Source organism: Azotobacter salinestris, assembly GCF_009363155.1.
GTDB classification, from domain to species: Bacteria; Pseudomonadota; Gammaproteobacteria; order Pseudomonadales; family Pseudomonadaceae; genus Azotobacter; species Azotobacter salinestris.
Genome location: NZ_CP045302.1, coordinates 3,899,883 through 3,916,291, shown reverse-complemented (window position 1 = coordinate 3,916,291; position 16,409 = coordinate 3,899,883). Strand labels below are relative to the sequence as shown.

Sequence of the window (16,409 nt, the reverse complement as noted above, 5' to 3'; positions counted from 1 at the left end):
GAGCATGACGACCTTCCCTGGCGTCGGCCGGGCGGTTCACGGGCAGAGCGCTGCCGCCTCCCGCAATGGCTGCACGGCAGGTGTTGATCGGGGATCCTGGGCAGACCGGCGCAGCGCCGGTGGCGTGGTCAGTCGTCCACGACTGGCGCAGGACGCCTGCCGACGTCACGGGCGGCGCTTGCGGACAGGAAAGATTCGGAAAGGAATGGCTCGGACATTTCGCACCTCTGCTTGTTGTTATTGGATGCGGCTGGTGAGGCCTGCTGCGCATGCCACTGAGCCAGAGCAAGGTCGGTGCCAGAGTCCCGAGAGCGAGCGCAAAGGCCCATGGCAGAGGGGACTTCGGGACGGCATGGCGAACGTCGAGAAGATGCTGGCGAGACGCAGCGTCTCGCCCGGACGGACAGGCCGGGACGGCCCTGAGACACACAGTCTCAAGGCCGTTTCCCGCGTCCCGCCATCTGCCCCGCAACGCGCCGGGCCGCGACGGCTACCGACGGCCGCCCTGCCGGCTCGCTTTCATACGCCAGTGCGAGGCGGAAGGCCGGTTTTCATACGCCAGGGCGCGTCACGTGGCGTCAGCGCATCTCGAACAGTTCCTGATGGAAGCTCGCCGCCGGTAGGCCGCTGCCGGTCAGGCTCTCGCGCAGCGCGCGGCCGAAGCCCGCCGGGCCGCAGAACCAGACATCGGCCTCGCGCCAGTCTGGCACCCGCTCGCGCAAACGCTCGCCGGTCAGGCGTTCGTCGTGGCCGCTGACCAGCACCTGCAGGCGTACCCCGGCCTGCCCGGCGAGCATCTGCAGGCGTTCGATGAAGGCCTGATCCGGCGCCGCGGTGCAGTAGAACAGGTCGACGGCGCGGCTGTCCGGCCGGCGCGCCAGGGCCTGCAGGCGGGCGATGAAGGGGGTGATGCCGATGCCGCCGGCGACCCAGATCTGCCGCGTCTTGCCGCCGGCGAAGTCGAAGCGCCCGTAGGGACCTTCCACGGTGACCGGATCGCCGGCTTTAAGGGTCTGCGGAAGGATCGCGGTGTAGTCGCCGATGCCCTTGACGTGGAAGCGCAGGCGGCCGTCGCCGTGCCAGGCCGAGGAGATGGTGAAGGGATGCGGCCCCTCGGCCGGGTCGAAGGTGACGAAGGCGAACTGTCCGGCCTGGTGGCCGGGCCAGCGGTCCTGCAGGCGGATGTCGATGCCGAGCACCCGGTTGTCCTTGTGCAGCTCCAGCGCCTCGATGTGGCCGAGCGCACGACGGCGGCCGCCGATCCGGCGCAGCAGCGAGACGCCGGCGGCCAGGCTGCCGGCGAGCAGCAGCCCGGCCATGACGGCCCCGAGCGGCGAGACCCAGTAGGCGGTGTCCATCAGGACCACCGAGTGGAACGCCAGCGCCAGGTAGACGACCGCCAGCAGGCGGTGGGTCTTGAAGAAGTAGCGGTACGGAAAGCGCTTGAGCAGCGCCAGCAGGATCAGCGCGACGGCGGCGTAGAAGGCCCACTCGCCGAGTTGCTCGGCCAGATCGCGCTGGCTGCGCAGAAAGCCCAGCAGCGCTCCCGCCTCCTCGCCGCCGGCCGCTCCAGCCAGCCCCAGCCGACCATCCATTTCGGCACCTTGACCCACAGCCAGTGGACGACGGACAGCACCAGCGCCGAGATGCCCAGCCACTTGTGCAGGCGGTAGCCCTTGTCCAGCCCGCCGACGAAGGACTCCAGGAAGGCCGGGCGGATCGCCAGGAAGAGGCCGAGGCTCATCGCGCCCACGGCCAGGATGCCGGTGAGGTTCACCAGCGAATGGCGCAGGGCGAAGAATTCTTAGGGCCCGCCCAGCCGCTCGTCGGCCAGCAGCCAGAGCAGGCCGAGCCCGGCGAACAGGACCAGGTAGGTGATGCGGATGTTCTTCATGGCGACGGACCTCGGCGCGGACTGCACATTCGAGGCTTCATGATACGGCGAGCGGGCTGGCGCCGGGCCGTGCGGCCGATTGACTCAAGCGCGGCCATCCGGCCGGGCGCCGGGGCACTGTCCGCCCCGGATGCGCCATCAGGGCCGGCGGGCAGGCCAGGCCCCGGAACGGCCTACAGCGCGTCCCGCATGTCCAGGATCTCGCACTGCATCCGCTCGGCGTCGCCCATGTCGATCAGCTTCTTGTCGGCCAGGGCGACGATGTAGCCGTACAGCCACAGCACGGAGTCCCGGCGCGTTTGCCTGAGCAGCCCGGGGCGGTCCTCCTCGCCGATCCTCAGTCTGTCCCAGTCCGGTTCCCAGGAGCCCTGCAGGCTGCGGAGGCGCATGTCGAAGCTCGCAGAACGAGCGGCCAGGTCTTTAAGCGTCATTGCCTCTCTCCCTCTCAGTCCGCCAGAAATGCAGCGAAACGCTTTGGAAACAGGGTAGACGACAGCACCCCCGGATGCGCTCGCGCAAACAAGAGCCCAGACAGCAGGAAGGCCGCATTTAGCGGCCTTCCTGCTTAGTTATCGCTGAGTTTCGCTATGTAATCGAGGTCGGGATAGAAAAGATCCTCCTCTTCCTCCTCCTCTTCTTCCTCCTCGATGTGAAATCCATACTCTTCGCCAGAGATTGCATCGCTTCCGACCTGATAAAAGTTGTGCACTGCCTAGATCTCCATATCCAGTTTTGCTCTGTTTGGGGCGCTCCTCCCTTGCATCGGGCGATGCCCTTCTTTCAACGTAGCTCGGAAATACGGATCGGCAAGCCCGAAGATGTCGCTATCCCGGGCATCCCGAGGTGCGGGACTGGCACACGTGAGGCCGGCTCGCCTCGTCCGCATGGCGGACGGGAGCAGCGTCCGGCATGCGGCAACGAGCGGCGAACACCGCCCCGATGACGCTTCAGCGCTCCGCCTCGTCCTCCAGCGCCCAGGCGACCAGCGAATCGCCGATCCGGGTACCGAACGAGCCGTGCCCGCCGGCCATCACCACGACGAACTGCTTCCCGCTCTTCTCCGACACGTAGGTTATCGGCGTCGCCTGACCGCCGGCGGGAAGACGCCCCTTCCACAGCTCTTCGCCGTTGCGCACATCGTAGGCGCGCAGATAGTAGTCCAGCGTGCCGCTGAGGAAGGCCACGCCACCGGCGGTGACCAGGGGGCCGCCCAGCGCGGGAACGCCCACCGGAAACGGGATATAGGGCGCATTGTCGCGGCTGGTGCCGTTCTTGTGCATCCACACCGGCTGCATGCTGCGCAGGTCCACGGCGGTGATGTAACCCCAGGGTGGCGACTGGCAGGGCAAGCCCACCGGCGACATGAACGGCCCCAGGTACACCATGTAAGGCGCACCGAGATTGGGCTGCAGACCCAGCTCGCTGCCGCCTCTGCCTTCTTCCTTGACCTCCATCTCACCGCGCCTTACCAGCCGCGAGACGAAGGCCAGGTAGTTGGGCGCGCCGATCAGCAGCTGGCGTTCCGGGTCGACCGCCACCGAGGGCCAGTTGAAGGTGCCGACGTTGCCCGGATAGATCAGCGAGCCCTGCTCGCTCGGCGGCGTGAAATCCCCCTCGTAGCGCAACCTGTGGAACTGGATGCGGCAGATCAGTTGGTCGAACGGCGTGGCGCCCCACATGTCGCGCTCGCGCAGCGGCTGCTTCGGGGCGTAACTGAGGGCCGAGGCGGGCTGGGTCGGCGCGGTGAAATCGCCCTCGACCGCGCCCTGCGGCACCGAACGCTCATGTACCGGCACTATTGGCTGGCCGGTGCGCCGGTCCAGCACGAACAGATCGCCGCCCTTGGTCGGCTGGATGATCGCCGGCAGCGCTCCCTGCGGCCCGTCGAGATCGACCAGCGTGGGTTGCGAGGGCAGGTCGCGGTCCCAGAGGTCGTGGTGCACGGCCTGGAACACCCAGCGCACCTTGCCGCTGGCCAGCTCGAGCGCCACCAGGGCCGCGGTGAAGCGCTCGGTTTCCGGCGAGCGCTGCGCGCCCCACTGATCCGGCGTCTGGTTGCCCATGGGGATGAAGACCAGCCCCAGCGCCTCGTCGGCCGTGGCGATGGTCCAGGAGTTCGGCGTGCTGCGCACATAGGCGCCGCCCGGCGGCAACGGCTCGGTGGCCTCCGGATTGCCCGGGTCCCAGTTCCACACCAGCGCGCCGGTACGCACGTCATAGGCGCGGATCGCCCCGCCGGGGGAATCCACCGAGCCGTTGTCGGTCACCGAGCCGCCGGCGATCACCAGCTTCTCGGTCACCACCGGTGGCGAAGTCGGCAGGTATACCCCCCGGGCATCATCGCCCAACCCCACCTTCAGATCGATCATGCCGCCCGTGCCGAAGTCCTGGCAGGGCTGGCCGTCGCCGGGATCCAGGGCGAACAGCGTGCCGTCGTTGGTGGGCAGAAAAAGCCTGCGGCTGCAGCGGGCGGGGGCACCGGCGACGGCCTCGCCGGTGCCGGGATAGGCCGCGGCATCGTGATAGGCCAGGCCGCGGCAGGTCATGTGCTGGTAATACCTGGCCTCGCGGTTGATGTTCGGGTCGAAGCGCCACAGCTCCTCGCCGGTGTCGGCATCCAGGGCGATGGCGATGCTGTGGGGGGTGCAGATGAACAGGCTGTCGCCGACCTTCAGCGGCGTGACCTGATTGGTGAATTCGCCCGGGTCGCCCTCGCGAGGCCAGTCGCCGGTATGGTACTCCCAGGCCTTCTTCAGCCGCCCGACGTTGCCGGGCGTGATCAGGTCGGCCGCCGAATAGCGGTCGCCGCGGTCCGATCCGCCGTATGCCGGCCACTCGCTCGCCGGGCGGCCGGCCTGCCCCGCCGGGCGCGTGACGGACATGCGCTCTTCGGCGAATTCGCCGGCGATGCGCGAATAGTCCCGGGTCAGCGAATAGCCGGCCATCAGCGCGCCGAGCAGCAGGCCGATGCCGAGCAGGCCGCTGGCGCCGTCCCGCCAGCTCGGCGGGGCGCCGATATGGCGGTTGACGAAGGGCAGCAGCAGCCAGAGCCCCAGCACCCACCACAGGTCGATGCGCGTCGACAGCCGCCACCAGTCGAAGCGGGCCTCATGGACCGCCCAGGCCAGGGTGGCGAGCAGCAGCACGGCATACAGCCAGAGCGCGAGCCGGCGCCCTGCCAGGATCAGGATACCCACGGCCAGCAGGCCGAGGCCGGCGAACAGGTAGTACCAGGAGCCACCCAGCAGCGCTAGCCAGGCGCCGCCGAGCGCCAGCAGGACTCCCATGAGCAGCACCAGTGTGCCGGTCAGCGTGATCCGCAGCGGCCGCGGCGTTCTCGTCGTCACCCTCCGCCCTCCCGTACCCGAGTTGCGTACCGGAAAACACCGGCCTCATGGCGGACAGCAACGCACGCCCCTGCCCTGAGCCGGCAGCCTGGCTATCGAGAATAACTGTAGTGCGAAAGACGGGGCCCGGAGCGCCGATCGGCCGGAATCGCCGTCACGCGAAAAAGGCCCCTGCGGCGGATGGCTCCGCAGGGGCAAGGGCCTTTCAGAACAGGCGGAAGTCCAGCGGGTACTCGAAGATCAGACGCAGCTCGTCGAGGTTGGCCTCGGCGACGTGGTCGCCGCTGACGCGGTGGGTGGCGTGCCAGATGCGGAAGCTCAGGTCCTTGGCCGGGCCGCTCTGCACCACGTAGCCGAGCCAGATGTCGTTCTCCCAGTGACGGCCGTCGCGGGTGTTCTGGTAGGCGGCGTAGTGTGGCCCGGCCTTGGTGCCGTCGATGTCGGTGCCGCGCATGTAACGGGTGGTGAAGCTCAGGCCGGGGATGCCGAGACCGGCGAAGTCGTAGTCATAGCGCGCCATCCACACCCGCTCGTTGGGGCTGTTGAAGTCGGAGGACTGGGAGAAGGAGTCCAGGTAGAAGTCCCAGGTGTTCCACACGTAGTCGAAGGGCGTGTCGCCATCGATATGGGTGCGCGCCACGGTGAAGCTGTGGGCGCCGACGTCGAGGCCGACGTTGGCGCTCCAGGAGTCGTTGTTGATGTCGCCCATCAGCGACTTGCCAGTGTCGCGGGTGCGGTAATACTTGGCGCCGGCCCGCAGTTTCAGCCCCTCGCGCAGCGGCTGGCTCCAGTCGACACCGAGGAACGCCTGGTTCCACACATTGTCGAGCCGGCCGTGGTGCAGGCGCAGGCGCAGCCGGTCGTTGAGCTGATAGTCGGCGCCGAAGTAGACGAAGTCGTCGGCCTCCTTGAAGCGCCCGCCGTAGGCGGTGCCCAGGTCGCCCCGGTGGGCGGTGGCGGTACGGTCGGCGTTGGACTCCAGCTTGCCGGCCTGCAGGGTCAGGCCCTTGATCGAGGTGTTCATGACGGTGCCGCCGCGAAAGCTCTGCGGCAGCAGGCGGATGTCGCTGGTGTTGACCACCGGGGTGAGCGGGCGGACGTCGCCGTAGCGCAGCTCGGTGTCGTCGAACAGGCGCATCTTCAGCGCCACGTCGACCCGGCCGAATTCGTCCTTGGGCTTGCCGTCGAAGTTGTAGCCGCGCCGCGGGACGATGCCGTTGCCCGCCATGCCGTTGCCGACCAGGCCGTCGCCGCCGTCCAGCTTGATCCCGAACTGGCCGCGCACGTCCAGGCCGAAACCCACCACGCCGGGCGTGAAGCCGGACTCGAAGGTGGCGATCACGCCGTGCGCCCATTCGCTGCGGCGGGTCTTCTTCTCGCCGGTCTGCGGGTTGAGGGCGCTGTCGCCGTTGCGAAAATCCTGGCTGAAATAGATGTTGCGGTTGAGCACCTGGAAGCGGGAGCCCTCGAGAAAGCCCTCGTCGTCGGCGGCGACGGCGGCCGTCGAAACACTCAGGGCGAGGGTCAGGGACGCGGCACAGGCTGGATTCTTCTTGTTGAAACGCATGGATTCATTCCTGTTGCTGGAGCATGACGCGGACAGCCGGGTTCCGCGACCCGGCAAGACGGTGCCGCGTCCCGCAGCGGTGGCTCGGCGGGTCGTACGTCGATTTCGATGGATTGGGCGGACTGGCGCGGCGGCCGGAGGCGTGGCGGATCAGTCGGGGGGGCTGGAAGCCGGCGGTCGGGATCGTCGATCCATGTTTCTACCTCGGGCCGGTCGTGCCGGCCTTCCTCTCGATCTTGTTCTTGTTCTTGTTCTTGTTCTGCGCACGGGTCCGCGGGGCAAGACGAAGCGGTGACCGGCACGGCAAGAATACTGCCCCTCCCCCCCCAGGTATTCCCCCCCAGGTGGGTAGTCGACGCCTGGCCATGAAAGGACGCCGCCGAAGCGGCGACGCCCTCGCCGGGGAAGACTCAGAAGTTCATGTCCAGGCGCGCCCACCAGGTGCGGCCCGGCTCGTCGATGCGGCTGTCGGCGGGCAGGTCGAAGGCGCCATTGCCGGCCAGGTTGAGGTGCTCGCCGTAGGTCTTGTCGAACAGGTTGTCGATCCCGGCGCTGAGCCGGTAGTGCCGGCTCAGCCGCCAGGCGCCGTTGACCGAGACCACGCCGAAGCCGGCGCTCTCGTCGAAGTCCCGGGCGACGATGCTGCCCTGGTTCTCGGCCACCCGGTTCTGCGCCGCCACCAGCTGCCACAGGCCGCCGGCGCTCCAGTCGCCCCGCTCCCAGGTGAGGCTCAGGCGCGCCCCCAGCGGCGGGATCTGCGGCAGCGGGCGGTCGTCCGAGCTGTTCCTGCCCCAGGCCCAGGCCAGGCTGGCGTCGCCCTTCCAGCTCGGGCCGAAGCGGTAGCCGGCGCCCAGCTCGGCGCCCATGATGCGCGCGTCGACGTTGTCCGCCGTGGTGCGCACATGACCGCTTGCCATTGTCGTGTAGTCGAACAGGATGAAGTCGCGCACCCGGCCCACATAGGCCGAGGCCCAGGCCTCCAGCGGTCCTTCCTGGTACTGGATGCCGAAGTCCAGCTGGGTGGTCTTTTCCGGATCGATCGTCTTGAAGGCGGTCGGCACGTTCATCACCGCGGTGGCGGAGAACAGCTCCCAGTAGTCGGGGAAGCGCTCGCTGTGGCCGAGGCCGAGGTAGGCGGTGGCTGGCACGGCGTCGAGGTCGCGCTCGTAGCGCAGGAAGCCGCCGGTCAGGGTTTCGCTGCGCTCCTTGCCGGCGGTCGGGTTGCGCCAGCCGACGCCCATGTTGTTCTTCAGCGTGTCCCTCTCGTCCTCGGCGTAGGCCCGGTCGAGGCGTGCCCCGCCGATCAGCCGCGAAGCCCGGGTGGCGTACCAGGTCAGCTCGGCGAAGGCGCCGTAGTAGTTGTGGAAGTCGGCGTCGGTCTCCCAGGGGACGCTGTCGGCGTCGGTGTAGATGCCGCTCATCCTGTTGTAGCTGGACTGCCGGCGGCGGTGCTCGCTGGTCTGCCCGTCCAGCCCGCCGACTAGTTGGAAGTCGCCCCAGCGCCAGGTGCCACTGAGCCGCCCGCCGAGGGTGCGGCGGTCGACGTTGGTGGCCATCGGGTTGCGCATCATGGCCATCGCCGTGTTTGGGTCCGGGCTGCGCAGGCGGAAGTTGTCCATCACGTGGTCGGCGTAGTTGTAGTAGAGCTGCGCCTCGACCTTCTGCAGCAGCCCGCCGAGGTTGTCCTTCTCGAAGCGCAGGGCGAGGCTTTCCCGCTCGAACTGGCTGCCGTCCATGCTGCGCCCGGCGTAGCGCGCCTCGCCGTCGCCGCGGCCGAGGGTCAGCTCCAGCAGGGTGTCGGCGTCCGGGGTCCAGCCCAGCGCCAGATCAGTGTTCCACTTGTCCCAGCGCGAGGGCACGGTGTCGCCGTCGCCGTTCTGGTAGTCGTCGGCATCCGAGCGGTTGGCGAGCAGCCGCAGGTAGCCCGGCGCGCCGCCCAGGGCGGCGTCGACACGCCGGTCGAAACGCCCGTTTGAGCCGGCCAGGAAACTGGTGTCGACGCGCCCATCCGGCTCGGCGAAGCGCTCCGGGTCGCGCTCGAAGCGCACGGTCGCTGCCGAGGCGCCCGGTCCCCAGAGCACCGTCTGCGGGCCCTTGACCACCGTCAGGCGGTCGTAGCTTTCCGGGGAAATGTAGGAGCTGGGCGAGTCCATGCGGCTCGGGCAGGCGCCGATCATCTCGCCGCCGTTGGTCAGCAGCTTGAGGCGCGAGCCGAACATGCCGCGGAACACCGGATCGCCGTTGACCCCGCCGTTGCGCACCGCGGCGAAGCCGGGAATGGTCTTCAGGTAGTCGGCGCCGTCGCTGGCCGGCACCGGCTGGCGGGGGATCTTCGGGTCGGTCACCACGGTCAGCGGCGAATGCAGGGCGACGCCGGTGATCACCAGCGGCGGCATCTCGTAGGGTTCGGTTTCCGGCTCGGCGGCCGGCAGGCCGCCGCTGGCCAGCAGGCCGAGCAGCGCGGCGCGGGCCGGCGCCCAGTGGCGGCGGAACGGGGTGCGGGAAAAGGTCTCGGGCAGGTGCGGGCGCGCCGCACGGCAAAGCAGGTCGCGGTTCATCGGCTATCCACGTCGTCGGGTTTCGGGAGGGCGCACCAGACCGCCCACACGGGCGCAGGCCGACGACGGCAGGCGATGCGCAGCCGTCGCGCGGTGCGACCCGGGCAAGCGGAAAGGCGGCCGAAAAGCCGGTCAGGCGTGGAAAACGGGGGGCGCGCGCGGATGCCCGCTGCTGCGTCGCGGCGCGGCCGGCAGCGGCTGCTCCGGCAGCAGCAGGAGGAAGGCCGGCGCGTAGTACGGCAGGGCGAGGTCGAGGGACAGGCTGAGCGGCGGATTGAGGGTCAGCAGCTCGCAATAGCCGCACAGCTCCAGGGTCGCCAGCCAGGCGGGTTCGCCGTGCGAAGCCGCCGCGTGATGGTGGGCGATGCCGACGGCATCGGGCGCCTCGCCGCAGAAGGCGGCATCGTCCCCCGCCAGCAGCCGGGCGACGTCCTGCGCCGGCTGGCTCTGCAGGGCGGAATACAGAGGGCCGACATGGATCATCAGCATGGCGAACAGGCCAAGCCAGATTCCTGCTGTCGTTCTGCCCTTGCGCGTCACCGGGATGCCCTGCCGTACCGCCGGCCCATCCGGCGAGGGCGGGGATGCTCGCACGCGCGCGCCGCCCCCGCCCTGCGGCAGATCAGTGCAAAAGGCCATAACAAGCAGATCAATGCCTCTGGCCAATCGCGGCAATTCTTATCCAGTGGAAAGCCTATAAAAGAGGAAATTCACCAATTTTTCGCACAAGCTTGCAATCGCAACGAGCGAAGCACTAGCGTACGCTCCACGAACGCTGCCCGGCGCCGATTTTCCGGCCCACCACCGCCAGATTCAGGAAGACGCCATGCCCATGCTCAAAGATCCGTCGCAGAAATACCGTCCCTTCGCGCCGATCGCCCTGCGCGACCGCACCTGGCCGGATCAGGTGATCGACAAGGCGCCGATCTGGTGCAGCTCCGACCTGCGCGACGGCAACCAGTCGCTGATCGAGCCGATGGACGCGCACAAGAAGCTGCGCTTCTTCAAGACCCTGGTGCAGGTGGGCGTCAAGGAGATCGAGGTGGGCTTCCCCTCGGCCTCGCAGACCGACTTCGACTTCGTCCGCCAGCTGATCGAGGAAGGCCACATCCCCGACGACGTGACCATCCAGGTGCTGACCCAGGCCCGCGAGGACCTGATCACCCGCACCTTCGAGTCGCTCAAGGGCGCGAAGCAGGCCATCGTCCACTACTACAACGCCACCGCGCCGAGCTTCCGGCGCATCGTCTTCAACCAGGACAAGGCCGGTGTGGTGGAAATCGCCGTCAACGCGGCGAAGATCATCAAGCGCCTGGCTGAAGCCAACCCGGACACCGCCTGGCGCTTCGAGTACTCGCCGGAGGTGTTCAGCTCCACCGAGACCGAGTTCGCCGTCGAGGTGTGCAACGCGGTGGTCGCGGTGTTCCAGCCGACCCCGGAGCACAGGCTGATCCTCAACCTGCCGGCGACCATCGAGGCGGCCACGCCGAACATCTACGCCGACCAGATCGAATGGTTCTGCCGGCACATCGACCGCCGCGACAGCGTGCTGGTCAGCCTGCACACCCACAACGACCGCGGCACCGGCGTGGCGGCCAGCGAGCTGGGCCTGATGGCCGGCGCCGACCGCGTCGAGGGCTGCCTGTTCGGCAACGGCGAGCGCACCGGCAACGTCGATCTGGTGACCCTGGCGCTGAACCTCTACACCCAGGGCGTCGACCCCGAGCTGGACTTCTCCGACATCGACGCGGTGCGCAAGGTGGTCGAGGAATGCAACCAGCTGCCGGTGCACCCGCGCCATCCCTATGTCGGCGACCTGGTGCACACCGCCTTCTCCGGCTCGCACCAGGATGCAATCCGCAAGGGCTTCGCCCAGCAGGACCCGAACGGCATCTGGGAGGTGCCCTACCTGCCGATCGATCCGGCCGACATCGGCCGCAGCTACGAGGCGGTGATCCGCGTCAACAGCCAGTCCGGCAAGGGCGGCATCACCTACCTGCTCGAACAGGAATACGGCATCAGCCTGCCGCGGCGCATGCAGATCGAGTTCAGCCAGGTGGTGCAGAAGGAGACCGACCGCCTCGGCCTGGAGATGAGCGCCGCGCAGATCCATGCCCTGCTCGAGGCCGAGTACCTGCGCGCCGACGCGCCCTACAGCCTGAAGGGCCATCGCCTGCAGGAGGAGAACGGCACCTGCGCGCTGGACGTGGAAGTCCTCGACAAGGGCGACCGCCGCCACTGGCGCGGCATCGGCAAGGGTCCGCTGGAGGCGCTGGTCGCCAGCCTGCCGGTCAGGGTGGAGATCATGGATTACCACGAGCACGCCATCGGCGCCGGCACCCAGGCGCGCGCCGCGGCCTACATCGAGCTGCGCCTCGACGGCCAGCGCCCGCTGCACGGCCTGGGCATCGACGAGAACCTGACCACGGCGAGCATCCGCGCCCTGTTCAGCGCCCTCAACCGCGCCCTCGGCCAGCAGGGGTCGGCACAGGCGGCCTGAGTCTCCGAGCGCCCTCTCCCCGCCGGGGAGAGGGCTGGGTCAGAAGCCTCCCAGAGTAGCCGTTGCCCGCCCCTCCCGCCTCTTCGTCAAGCACACCACCCCGCTTGCACGCCCGTCTTCGGGTTATACCGAACTCTTCTAACGAATCGTGGTCCGCGTGGATTTCTTTCCATAACCGGATAACATTCGGCGCACCGGCATGGACGCTCGTACCAAATCAACCGCGAGAGTCCCATGCGCCGCTTCGTTCTTCCCCTGCTGCTCCTGCTGCCCGTCACCCTGGTCCACGCCGACGCCCCGCGCACTTTCCGCGAGGCGAAGAAGATCGCCTGGAAGATCTACGCCGAGCGGCCGGTGGATTTCTATTGCCAGTGCGCCTACCAGGGCAACCGCATCGACCCGAAGAGCTGCGGCTACCAGCCGCGCAAGGACGCCAACCGCGCCGGGCGCGTCGAGTGGGAGCACATTGTCCCGGCCTGGGTGATCGGCCACCAGCGCCAGTGCTGGCAGGACGGCGGACGCAAGAACTGCACGGAGAACGACCCGGTGTTCAGCCAGGCCGAGGCCGACCTGCACAACCTGGTGCCGGTGGTCGGCGAGGTCAACGGCGACCGCAGCAACTTCGGCTTCGGCATGCTCACCGAGAAACCCACCCAGTACGGCGCCTGTCCCTTCGTGGTCGACTTCAAGCAGCGCACCGCGATGCCGCCGGAATACACCCGCGGCGTCATCGCCCGCACCTACCTGTACATGAGCCAGCGCTACCGTCTGCGCCTGTCCCGGCAGGACCAACGCCTCTACGACATCTGGAACCGCCAGTATCCGGTGAGCGAGTGGGAACTCTGGCGCAACCAGCGCATCGCCTGCGTGCAGGGCAACGCCAACCCGCTGGTCGGCGAGGTGGACCTGCGCCGCTGCCCGAAGAGCAAGTAGCCCGTTGCCGGCCGGGCCCTTGCCAGGCGCCCGGCCGGGTGCTAACTCTCGTGCTCTTCCGACGACCCTGGCGAGGAGCGCCATGCAACGGAACCGACTTCTTGCGATCCTCGGCCTGAGCGTCCTGGCCGCCCTGCTGGTCTCCGCCATCGCCCCCTACGACCGGGCCACCTGGCTGCTGGAGGTCGCGCCCGTGCTGATCGCCGCGCCGCTGCTGGCCTTCACCCACGGGCGCTTTCCGCTGACCACCCTGCTCTACCTGCTGATCGCCTTTCATGCCCTGGTGCTGATCCTCGGCGGCGCCTACACCTACGCGCGGGTGCCGCTGGGCTTCTGGGTGCAGGAGCTGTTCGAGCTGAGCCGCAACTTAGGGCCTGTTGACGTTTTGGCGTAGGCCGCGACGGCGGCCCGTTTGGCGCAGAACAAGGAACGAGGAGAGAAGTTTGGTCATTCCAAATGAACGACGAGCGACGCCGTGCTGCACCAAACGGGCCCCGTCCCTGCGGGTTGCGCGGCAACGCGGCTCACGCCAAGACGTCAACAGGCCCTAGACAAGCTCGGCCACTTCATGCAGGGCCTGGTGCCGGCGCTCATCGCCCGCGAGATCCTGCTGCGCGGCCGCTGCCTGGTCAACGGGCGGATGCTGGCCTTTCTCTGTCTGTGCGTGGCGCTGGCGGTCAGCGCCTTCTACGAGCTGATCGAATGGTGGGTGGCGCTGCTCGCCGGCCAGGGCGCGGTGGAGTTCCTCGGCACCCAGGGCGATCCCTGGGACACCCAGTCGGACATCTTCCTCGCCCTGATCGGCGCCAGCACCGCCCTGCTCGGCCTCAGCCGCCTGCAGGACCGGCAGATCGACGCCCTAGCGCATGGCCGAGGGCAGGCTTACCTCCTCGCCGGCCACCATGAACTTGCCGAAGCCGCGGTGGTGCAGGGTGCGCGGCGCGGTCACCGAGGGCTTGTGCCAGGCCTGCACCACCTCGAGGATGAAGAAGTTGTAGCTGCCGACCAGCTGGCGGTCGGCCACCCGGCACTCCAGATTGGCGTAGCACTCGGCCACCAGCGGCACCGCCACCTGCTTGGCCGGCCGCGCGGTGAGGCCGAAGCGGGCGAACTTGTCCTGCTCGCGCCCGGAGCAGTTGCCGCAGCCGACCACCTGCTCCGCCAGCTCCAGCGTCGGCACGTTGAGCACGCACTGGCCGGTCTCGCTCAGGGCGGTGAAGGAGAAGTTCGCCGCGCTGACCACGCAGCCCACCAGCGGCGGCTCGAACTCCAGCATGCAGTGCCAGGACATCGGCATCAGGTTGCTCCGCCCGGCATGGCTGGTGCTGAGCAGCAGCACCGGCCCGGGCTCGAGGACGGCGTAGACCTCGGCGAGGGGAAGCTGGACTTTCATGAAGGTACTCCCAGGCAGGAAAAGATGGCGCTGTCCAATCAACCATAGTCCCGTCCAGGCGCCTGTGAGGGGTCTCACTTGAACGACAGTACTGCCACACACGAAGAAGCCGGCGGCCGCCGCTGGCTCCTCTACCGTATCGACGACAACGGCAACGAAGTGGAGATGCACCGCTTCGCCGAGCGCGCCGAGGCCGAGGCGCTGATGAATGAGTACCAGCGGCGCGGGCACAAGCAGGCCTATCTGGTGCGCGAGGAGCGCCAGGCGTCCGGGAAGGCTGCACGGCCCTGAAGGCGCTCAGCCCGGCCCGGCCGCCAGCGTTGGCGTCCCGCTACAGGCGAGCCGCTCGAACTGGCCGGCCCAGGCATCCAGTTAGGCGAACAGACGCTCGCGCTGGCGCGGCGTCGCCGTGTCGAACAGTGCGGCGAGGAGGATCAGGGTCTGCTCCCGGTTGTGCGCCAGCCGGGTGCGGTAGCCGGCGCTCCAGGCCGACCCGGGCTCGAGCAGCAGCGGTCGCAGCTCCGCCTCGAAGCGCGCGGCATCCCGGCGCTGGGCGAGTGCCGCCAGCAGCCGGGCCTGCCAGCGCTCGCGGTTGGCCAGCCATTCCGCCGTGGCGGGCTGCAGGGCATCGATCCAGCGCACGACGAGCGCACGCTGCGCCTCGTTCAGGCGGCCGAACCAGCTGCGCAGGCGCTTCTCCATGCGCTCGATGCGCTCCGCTCCTTGCTCGGCAGGCGTTTCGGAGAGGAATTCCTCGCGCAGTTCGCGGTTCCGGCGCCGGAACGCCTCGCCCAGCTCGACCAGTTGTTCGTCGTCGAGCCGGGCGAGCAGCAGCTGCGCATCCGGCAGGATCGCCGCCAGCAGGTCGCGCAGGAGGATTTCTCCCTGCCCGAGACGAACCTCGAGACGGGCCGGTGTGATGGCACCGCCGCGCAGGTCGCCCTCCAGCTCCCGCACCAGAGCGGCATAAGGCAGCAGCTGAGTTTGGCAATGCCAGGCGAGACGCTCGGCCAGACGCACGTCGAGCAGGGCCCGCTGCTCGCGGTCCAGGCTGGCGTAGTCGTCGATGTACCAGGGCAGCAGCCGGTGCAGTTGGCCGTAGACGAGGCCGAAGGAGCAGCCGGCGAACAGGGCGGCCAGCAACGCGAGGAACAAAGCCCGGAGGACGCACCGGCATGTCGGCACGAAAACCTCGGCCCGGTTCGCTAGGCCCCGCCAATGGCGGCGCGCTACGGGAAATCCGAGAGGCATGGCGGCTACCTCGCTGCTCAGGGTCGTCGGTCCGGCAGCCGGCCCGTCGCGGGTCGGCCAACCCTCCTGTCCACCCTAGGTTCTGTTGACGCAAGCCCAGTGCTAAAACTGGGCTTTTGCCATGACTGACAGAAGCCGTCTGAGCGATACCGACTGGTCCCGTATCCAAAGTCTGCTGAGCGCCACGAAGGGGATCCGGCTGACCCGTACTCTCGGCTGTCGCCGCTTTGTCGAGGCGGTGCTCTGGATACTACGCAGCGGCGCTCAATGGCGGATGCTGCCTCGTTGCCTCGGCTCATGGAACAGCGTTTTCAAACGCTTCACCCGCTGGTGCCGGCTCGGCGTCTGGGACCGGCTTCACTCGGTACTGGCTCGGGACGCTGACCTTCAGCACGTCTGCATCGACAGCTCCGTCGTGCGTGCCCATGCCTGTGCAGCCGGGGCGGCCAGCAGTACTGCGGCCCAGGAGGCACTGGGGCATTCGCGAGGAGGCTTCAGCAGCAAGATCCATGTGTTGACCGATGCGCTGGGGTTACCGATTCGCTTCATCCTGACGGAAGGCCAAGCGGCCGATATCAGCCAGGCGATCCCACTCATGGCGGGGATCGCCACGTCGGCACTGCTGGCCGACAAGGGCTATGACGCCAACCAGCTTCTGGCCTGGCTGAAGGAGCGCCAGATCCAGGCCGTCATTCCCGCCAGACGGAACCGCATCGAGCAACGCTCCTGCGACTGGCATCTCTACAAGGAGCGGCACGTGATCGAGTGCCTGTTCGGCAAGCTGAAGCACTACCGGCGGATCACCACTCGCTATGAGAAGAGGGCCAGCCATTTCAAGGGAATGCTGGCTTTTGCGGCTGTTTTGCTATGGCTGCGCTGATACGTCAACAGAACCTAGTGTGGTGAATCACAACTACTCAGGATAAGTCTTGTCTACCGCGGAGCTGGCAGAGTTTTTTCGGAGGG

Annotated in this window: 12 protein-coding genes and 3 pseudogenes; 6 read left to right on the top strand and 9 right to left on the bottom strand. The window is 68.2% G+C overall.

Translation table 11 applies throughout. The annotated features are described in order from the left end of the window. Window positions 1-578: 578 nt before the first annotated feature. The 7 genes and pseudogenes from GCU53_RS26800 to GCU53_RS18340 form a co-directional block, all read right to left on the bottom strand. A pseudogene (locus tag GCU53_RS26800) lies at window positions 579-1,894 on the bottom strand (ferredoxin reductase family protein). Between the two features lie 173 nt (window positions 1,895-2,067). Next, window positions 2,068-2,325 (bottom strand): hypothetical protein, encoded by a 258-nt coding sequence (locus GCU53_RS18360; RefSeq protein ID WP_152388876.1) that lies wholly within the window; start codon window positions 2,323-2,325, stop codon window positions 2,068-2,070. Between the two features lie 134 nt (window positions 2,326-2,459). Beyond that, on the bottom strand, window positions 2,460-2,603 hold the full coding sequence (locus tag GCU53_RS25560) for a hypothetical protein (RefSeq protein ID WP_167520086.1): 144 nt from the start codon (window positions 2,601-2,603) through the stop codon (window positions 2,460-2,462). Window positions 2,604-2,841: 238 nt separating this feature from the next. Beyond that, window positions 2,842-5,241, bottom strand: a complete 2,400-nt coding sequence (locus GCU53_RS18355) for a membrane-bound PQQ-dependent dehydrogenase, glucose/quinate/shikimate family (protein ID WP_280115841.1) — start codon at window positions 5,239-5,241, stop codon at window positions 2,842-2,844. A 205-nt stretch (window positions 5,242-5,446) separates the two neighbouring features. Further along, the gene (locus GCU53_RS18350) at window positions 5,447-6,808 is read right to left on the bottom strand and encodes an OprD family porin (RefSeq protein ID WP_152388875.1); all 1,362 of its coding nucleotides are present in this window, start codon (window positions 6,806-6,808) and stop codon (window positions 5,447-5,449) included. A 410-nt stretch (window positions 6,809-7,218) separates the two neighbouring features. Next, the gene (locus GCU53_RS18345; RefSeq protein ID WP_152388874.1) at window positions 7,219-9,366 is read right to left on the bottom strand and encodes a TonB-dependent copper receptor; all 2,148 of its coding nucleotides are present in this window, start codon (window positions 9,364-9,366) and stop codon (window positions 7,219-7,221) included. A 132-nt stretch (window positions 9,367-9,498) separates the two neighbouring features. Beyond that, window positions 9,499-9,855: a DUF2946 family protein gene (locus tag GCU53_RS18340; protein WP_244307197.1), complete on the bottom strand. Its 357-nt coding sequence runs from the start codon at window positions 9,853-9,855 to the stop codon at window positions 9,499-9,501. A 337-nt stretch (window positions 9,856-10,192) separates the two neighbouring features. Here GCU53_RS18340 and leuA point away from each other — a divergent pair, with 337 nt between their 5' ends. The 4 genes and pseudogenes from leuA to GCU53_RS18320 form a co-directional block, all read left to right on the top strand. Beyond that, the gene (gene leuA / locus GCU53_RS18335; protein ID WP_152388873.1) at window positions 10,193-11,866 is read left to right on the top strand and encodes a 2-isopropylmalate synthase; all 1,674 of its coding nucleotides are present in this window, start codon (window positions 10,193-10,195) and stop codon (window positions 11,864-11,866) included. Window positions 11,867-12,100: 234 nt separating this feature from the next. After that, window positions 12,101-12,799, top strand: coding sequence for an endonuclease (locus GCU53_RS18330; RefSeq protein ID WP_152388872.1), 699 nt, complete (start codon window positions 12,101-12,103; stop codon window positions 12,797-12,799). Between the two features lie 82 nt (window positions 12,800-12,881). Continuing rightward, a pseudogene (locus tag GCU53_RS18325) lies at window positions 12,882-13,166 on the top strand (DUF2238 domain-containing protein); the annotation flags it as partial. Window positions 13,167-13,343: 177 nt separating this feature from the next. Further along, a pseudogene (locus GCU53_RS18320) lies at window positions 13,344-13,664 on the top strand (DUF2238 domain-containing protein); the annotation flags it as partial. Here the strand turns inward: GCU53_RS18320 and GCU53_RS18315 are convergent. Continuing rightward, window positions 13,659-14,192, bottom strand: a complete 534-nt coding sequence (locus GCU53_RS18315; protein ID WP_152388871.1) for a flavin reductase family protein — start codon at window positions 14,190-14,192, stop codon at window positions 13,659-13,661. The pseudogene GCU53_RS18320 and the gene GCU53_RS18315 overlap by 6 nt on opposite strands. Before the next feature lie 78 nt (window positions 14,193-14,270). Here GCU53_RS18315 and GCU53_RS18310 point away from each other — a divergent pair, with 78 nt between their 5' ends. Then, window positions 14,271-14,483 carry a hypothetical protein gene (locus GCU53_RS18310; protein WP_152388870.1) on the top strand — a complete coding sequence of 71 codons (213 nt, stop codon included), beginning with the start codon at window positions 14,271-14,273 and terminating at the stop codon, window positions 14,481-14,483. Between the two features lie 81 nt (window positions 14,484-14,564). Here GCU53_RS18310 and GCU53_RS18305 read toward each other — a convergent pair whose 3' ends face one another. Continuing rightward, window positions 14,565-15,377: a DUF6279 family lipoprotein gene (locus GCU53_RS18305; protein ID WP_152388869.1), complete on the bottom strand. Its 813-nt coding sequence runs from the start codon at window positions 15,375-15,377 to the stop codon at window positions 14,565-14,567. A 187-nt stretch (window positions 15,378-15,564) separates the two neighbouring features. On the opposite strand from GCU53_RS18305, the gene GCU53_RS18300 reads away from it, so the two are divergent. Next, window positions 15,565-16,323, top strand: coding sequence for an IS5 family transposase (locus GCU53_RS18300; RefSeq protein ID WP_152386438.1), 759 nt, complete (start codon window positions 15,565-15,567; stop codon window positions 16,321-16,323). Window positions 16,324-16,409 lie beyond the last annotated feature (86 nt).

What these genes read in the sequence shown, in the direction of transcription:
- GCU53_RS18340 (WP_244307197.1), bottom strand. Translation starts at nt 9,855, where the DNA reads ATGCTGATGATCCATGTCGGCCCTCTGTATTCCGCCCTGCAGAGCCAG.
- GCU53_RS18360 (WP_152388876.1), bottom strand. Translation starts at nt 2,325, where the DNA reads ATGACGCTTAAAGACCTGGCCGCTCGTTCTGCGAGCTTCGACATGCGC.
- GCU53_RS18350 (WP_152388875.1), bottom strand. Translation starts at nt 6,808, where the DNA reads ATGCGTTTCAACAAGAAGAATCCAGCCTGTGCCGCGTCCCTGACCCTC.
- GCU53_RS18315 (WP_152388871.1), bottom strand. Translation starts at nt 14,192, where the DNA reads ATGAAAGTCCAGCTTCCCCTCGCCGAGGTCTACGCCGTCCTCGAGCCC.
- leuA (WP_152388873.1), top strand. Translation starts at nt 10,193, where the DNA reads ATGCCCATGCTCAAAGATCCGTCGCAGAAATACCGTCCCTTCGCGCCG.
- GCU53_RS18345 (WP_152388874.1), bottom strand. Translation starts at nt 9,366, where the DNA reads ATGAACCGCGACCTGCTTTGCCGTGCGGCGCGCCCGCACCTGCCCGAG.
- GCU53_RS18300 (WP_152386438.1), top strand. Translation starts at nt 15,565, where the DNA reads ATGACTGACAGAAGCCGTCTGAGCGATACCGACTGGTCCCGTATCCAA.
- GCU53_RS18330 (WP_152388872.1), top strand. Translation starts at nt 12,101, where the DNA reads ATGCGCCGCTTCGTTCTTCCCCTGCTGCTCCTGCTGCCCGTCACCCTG.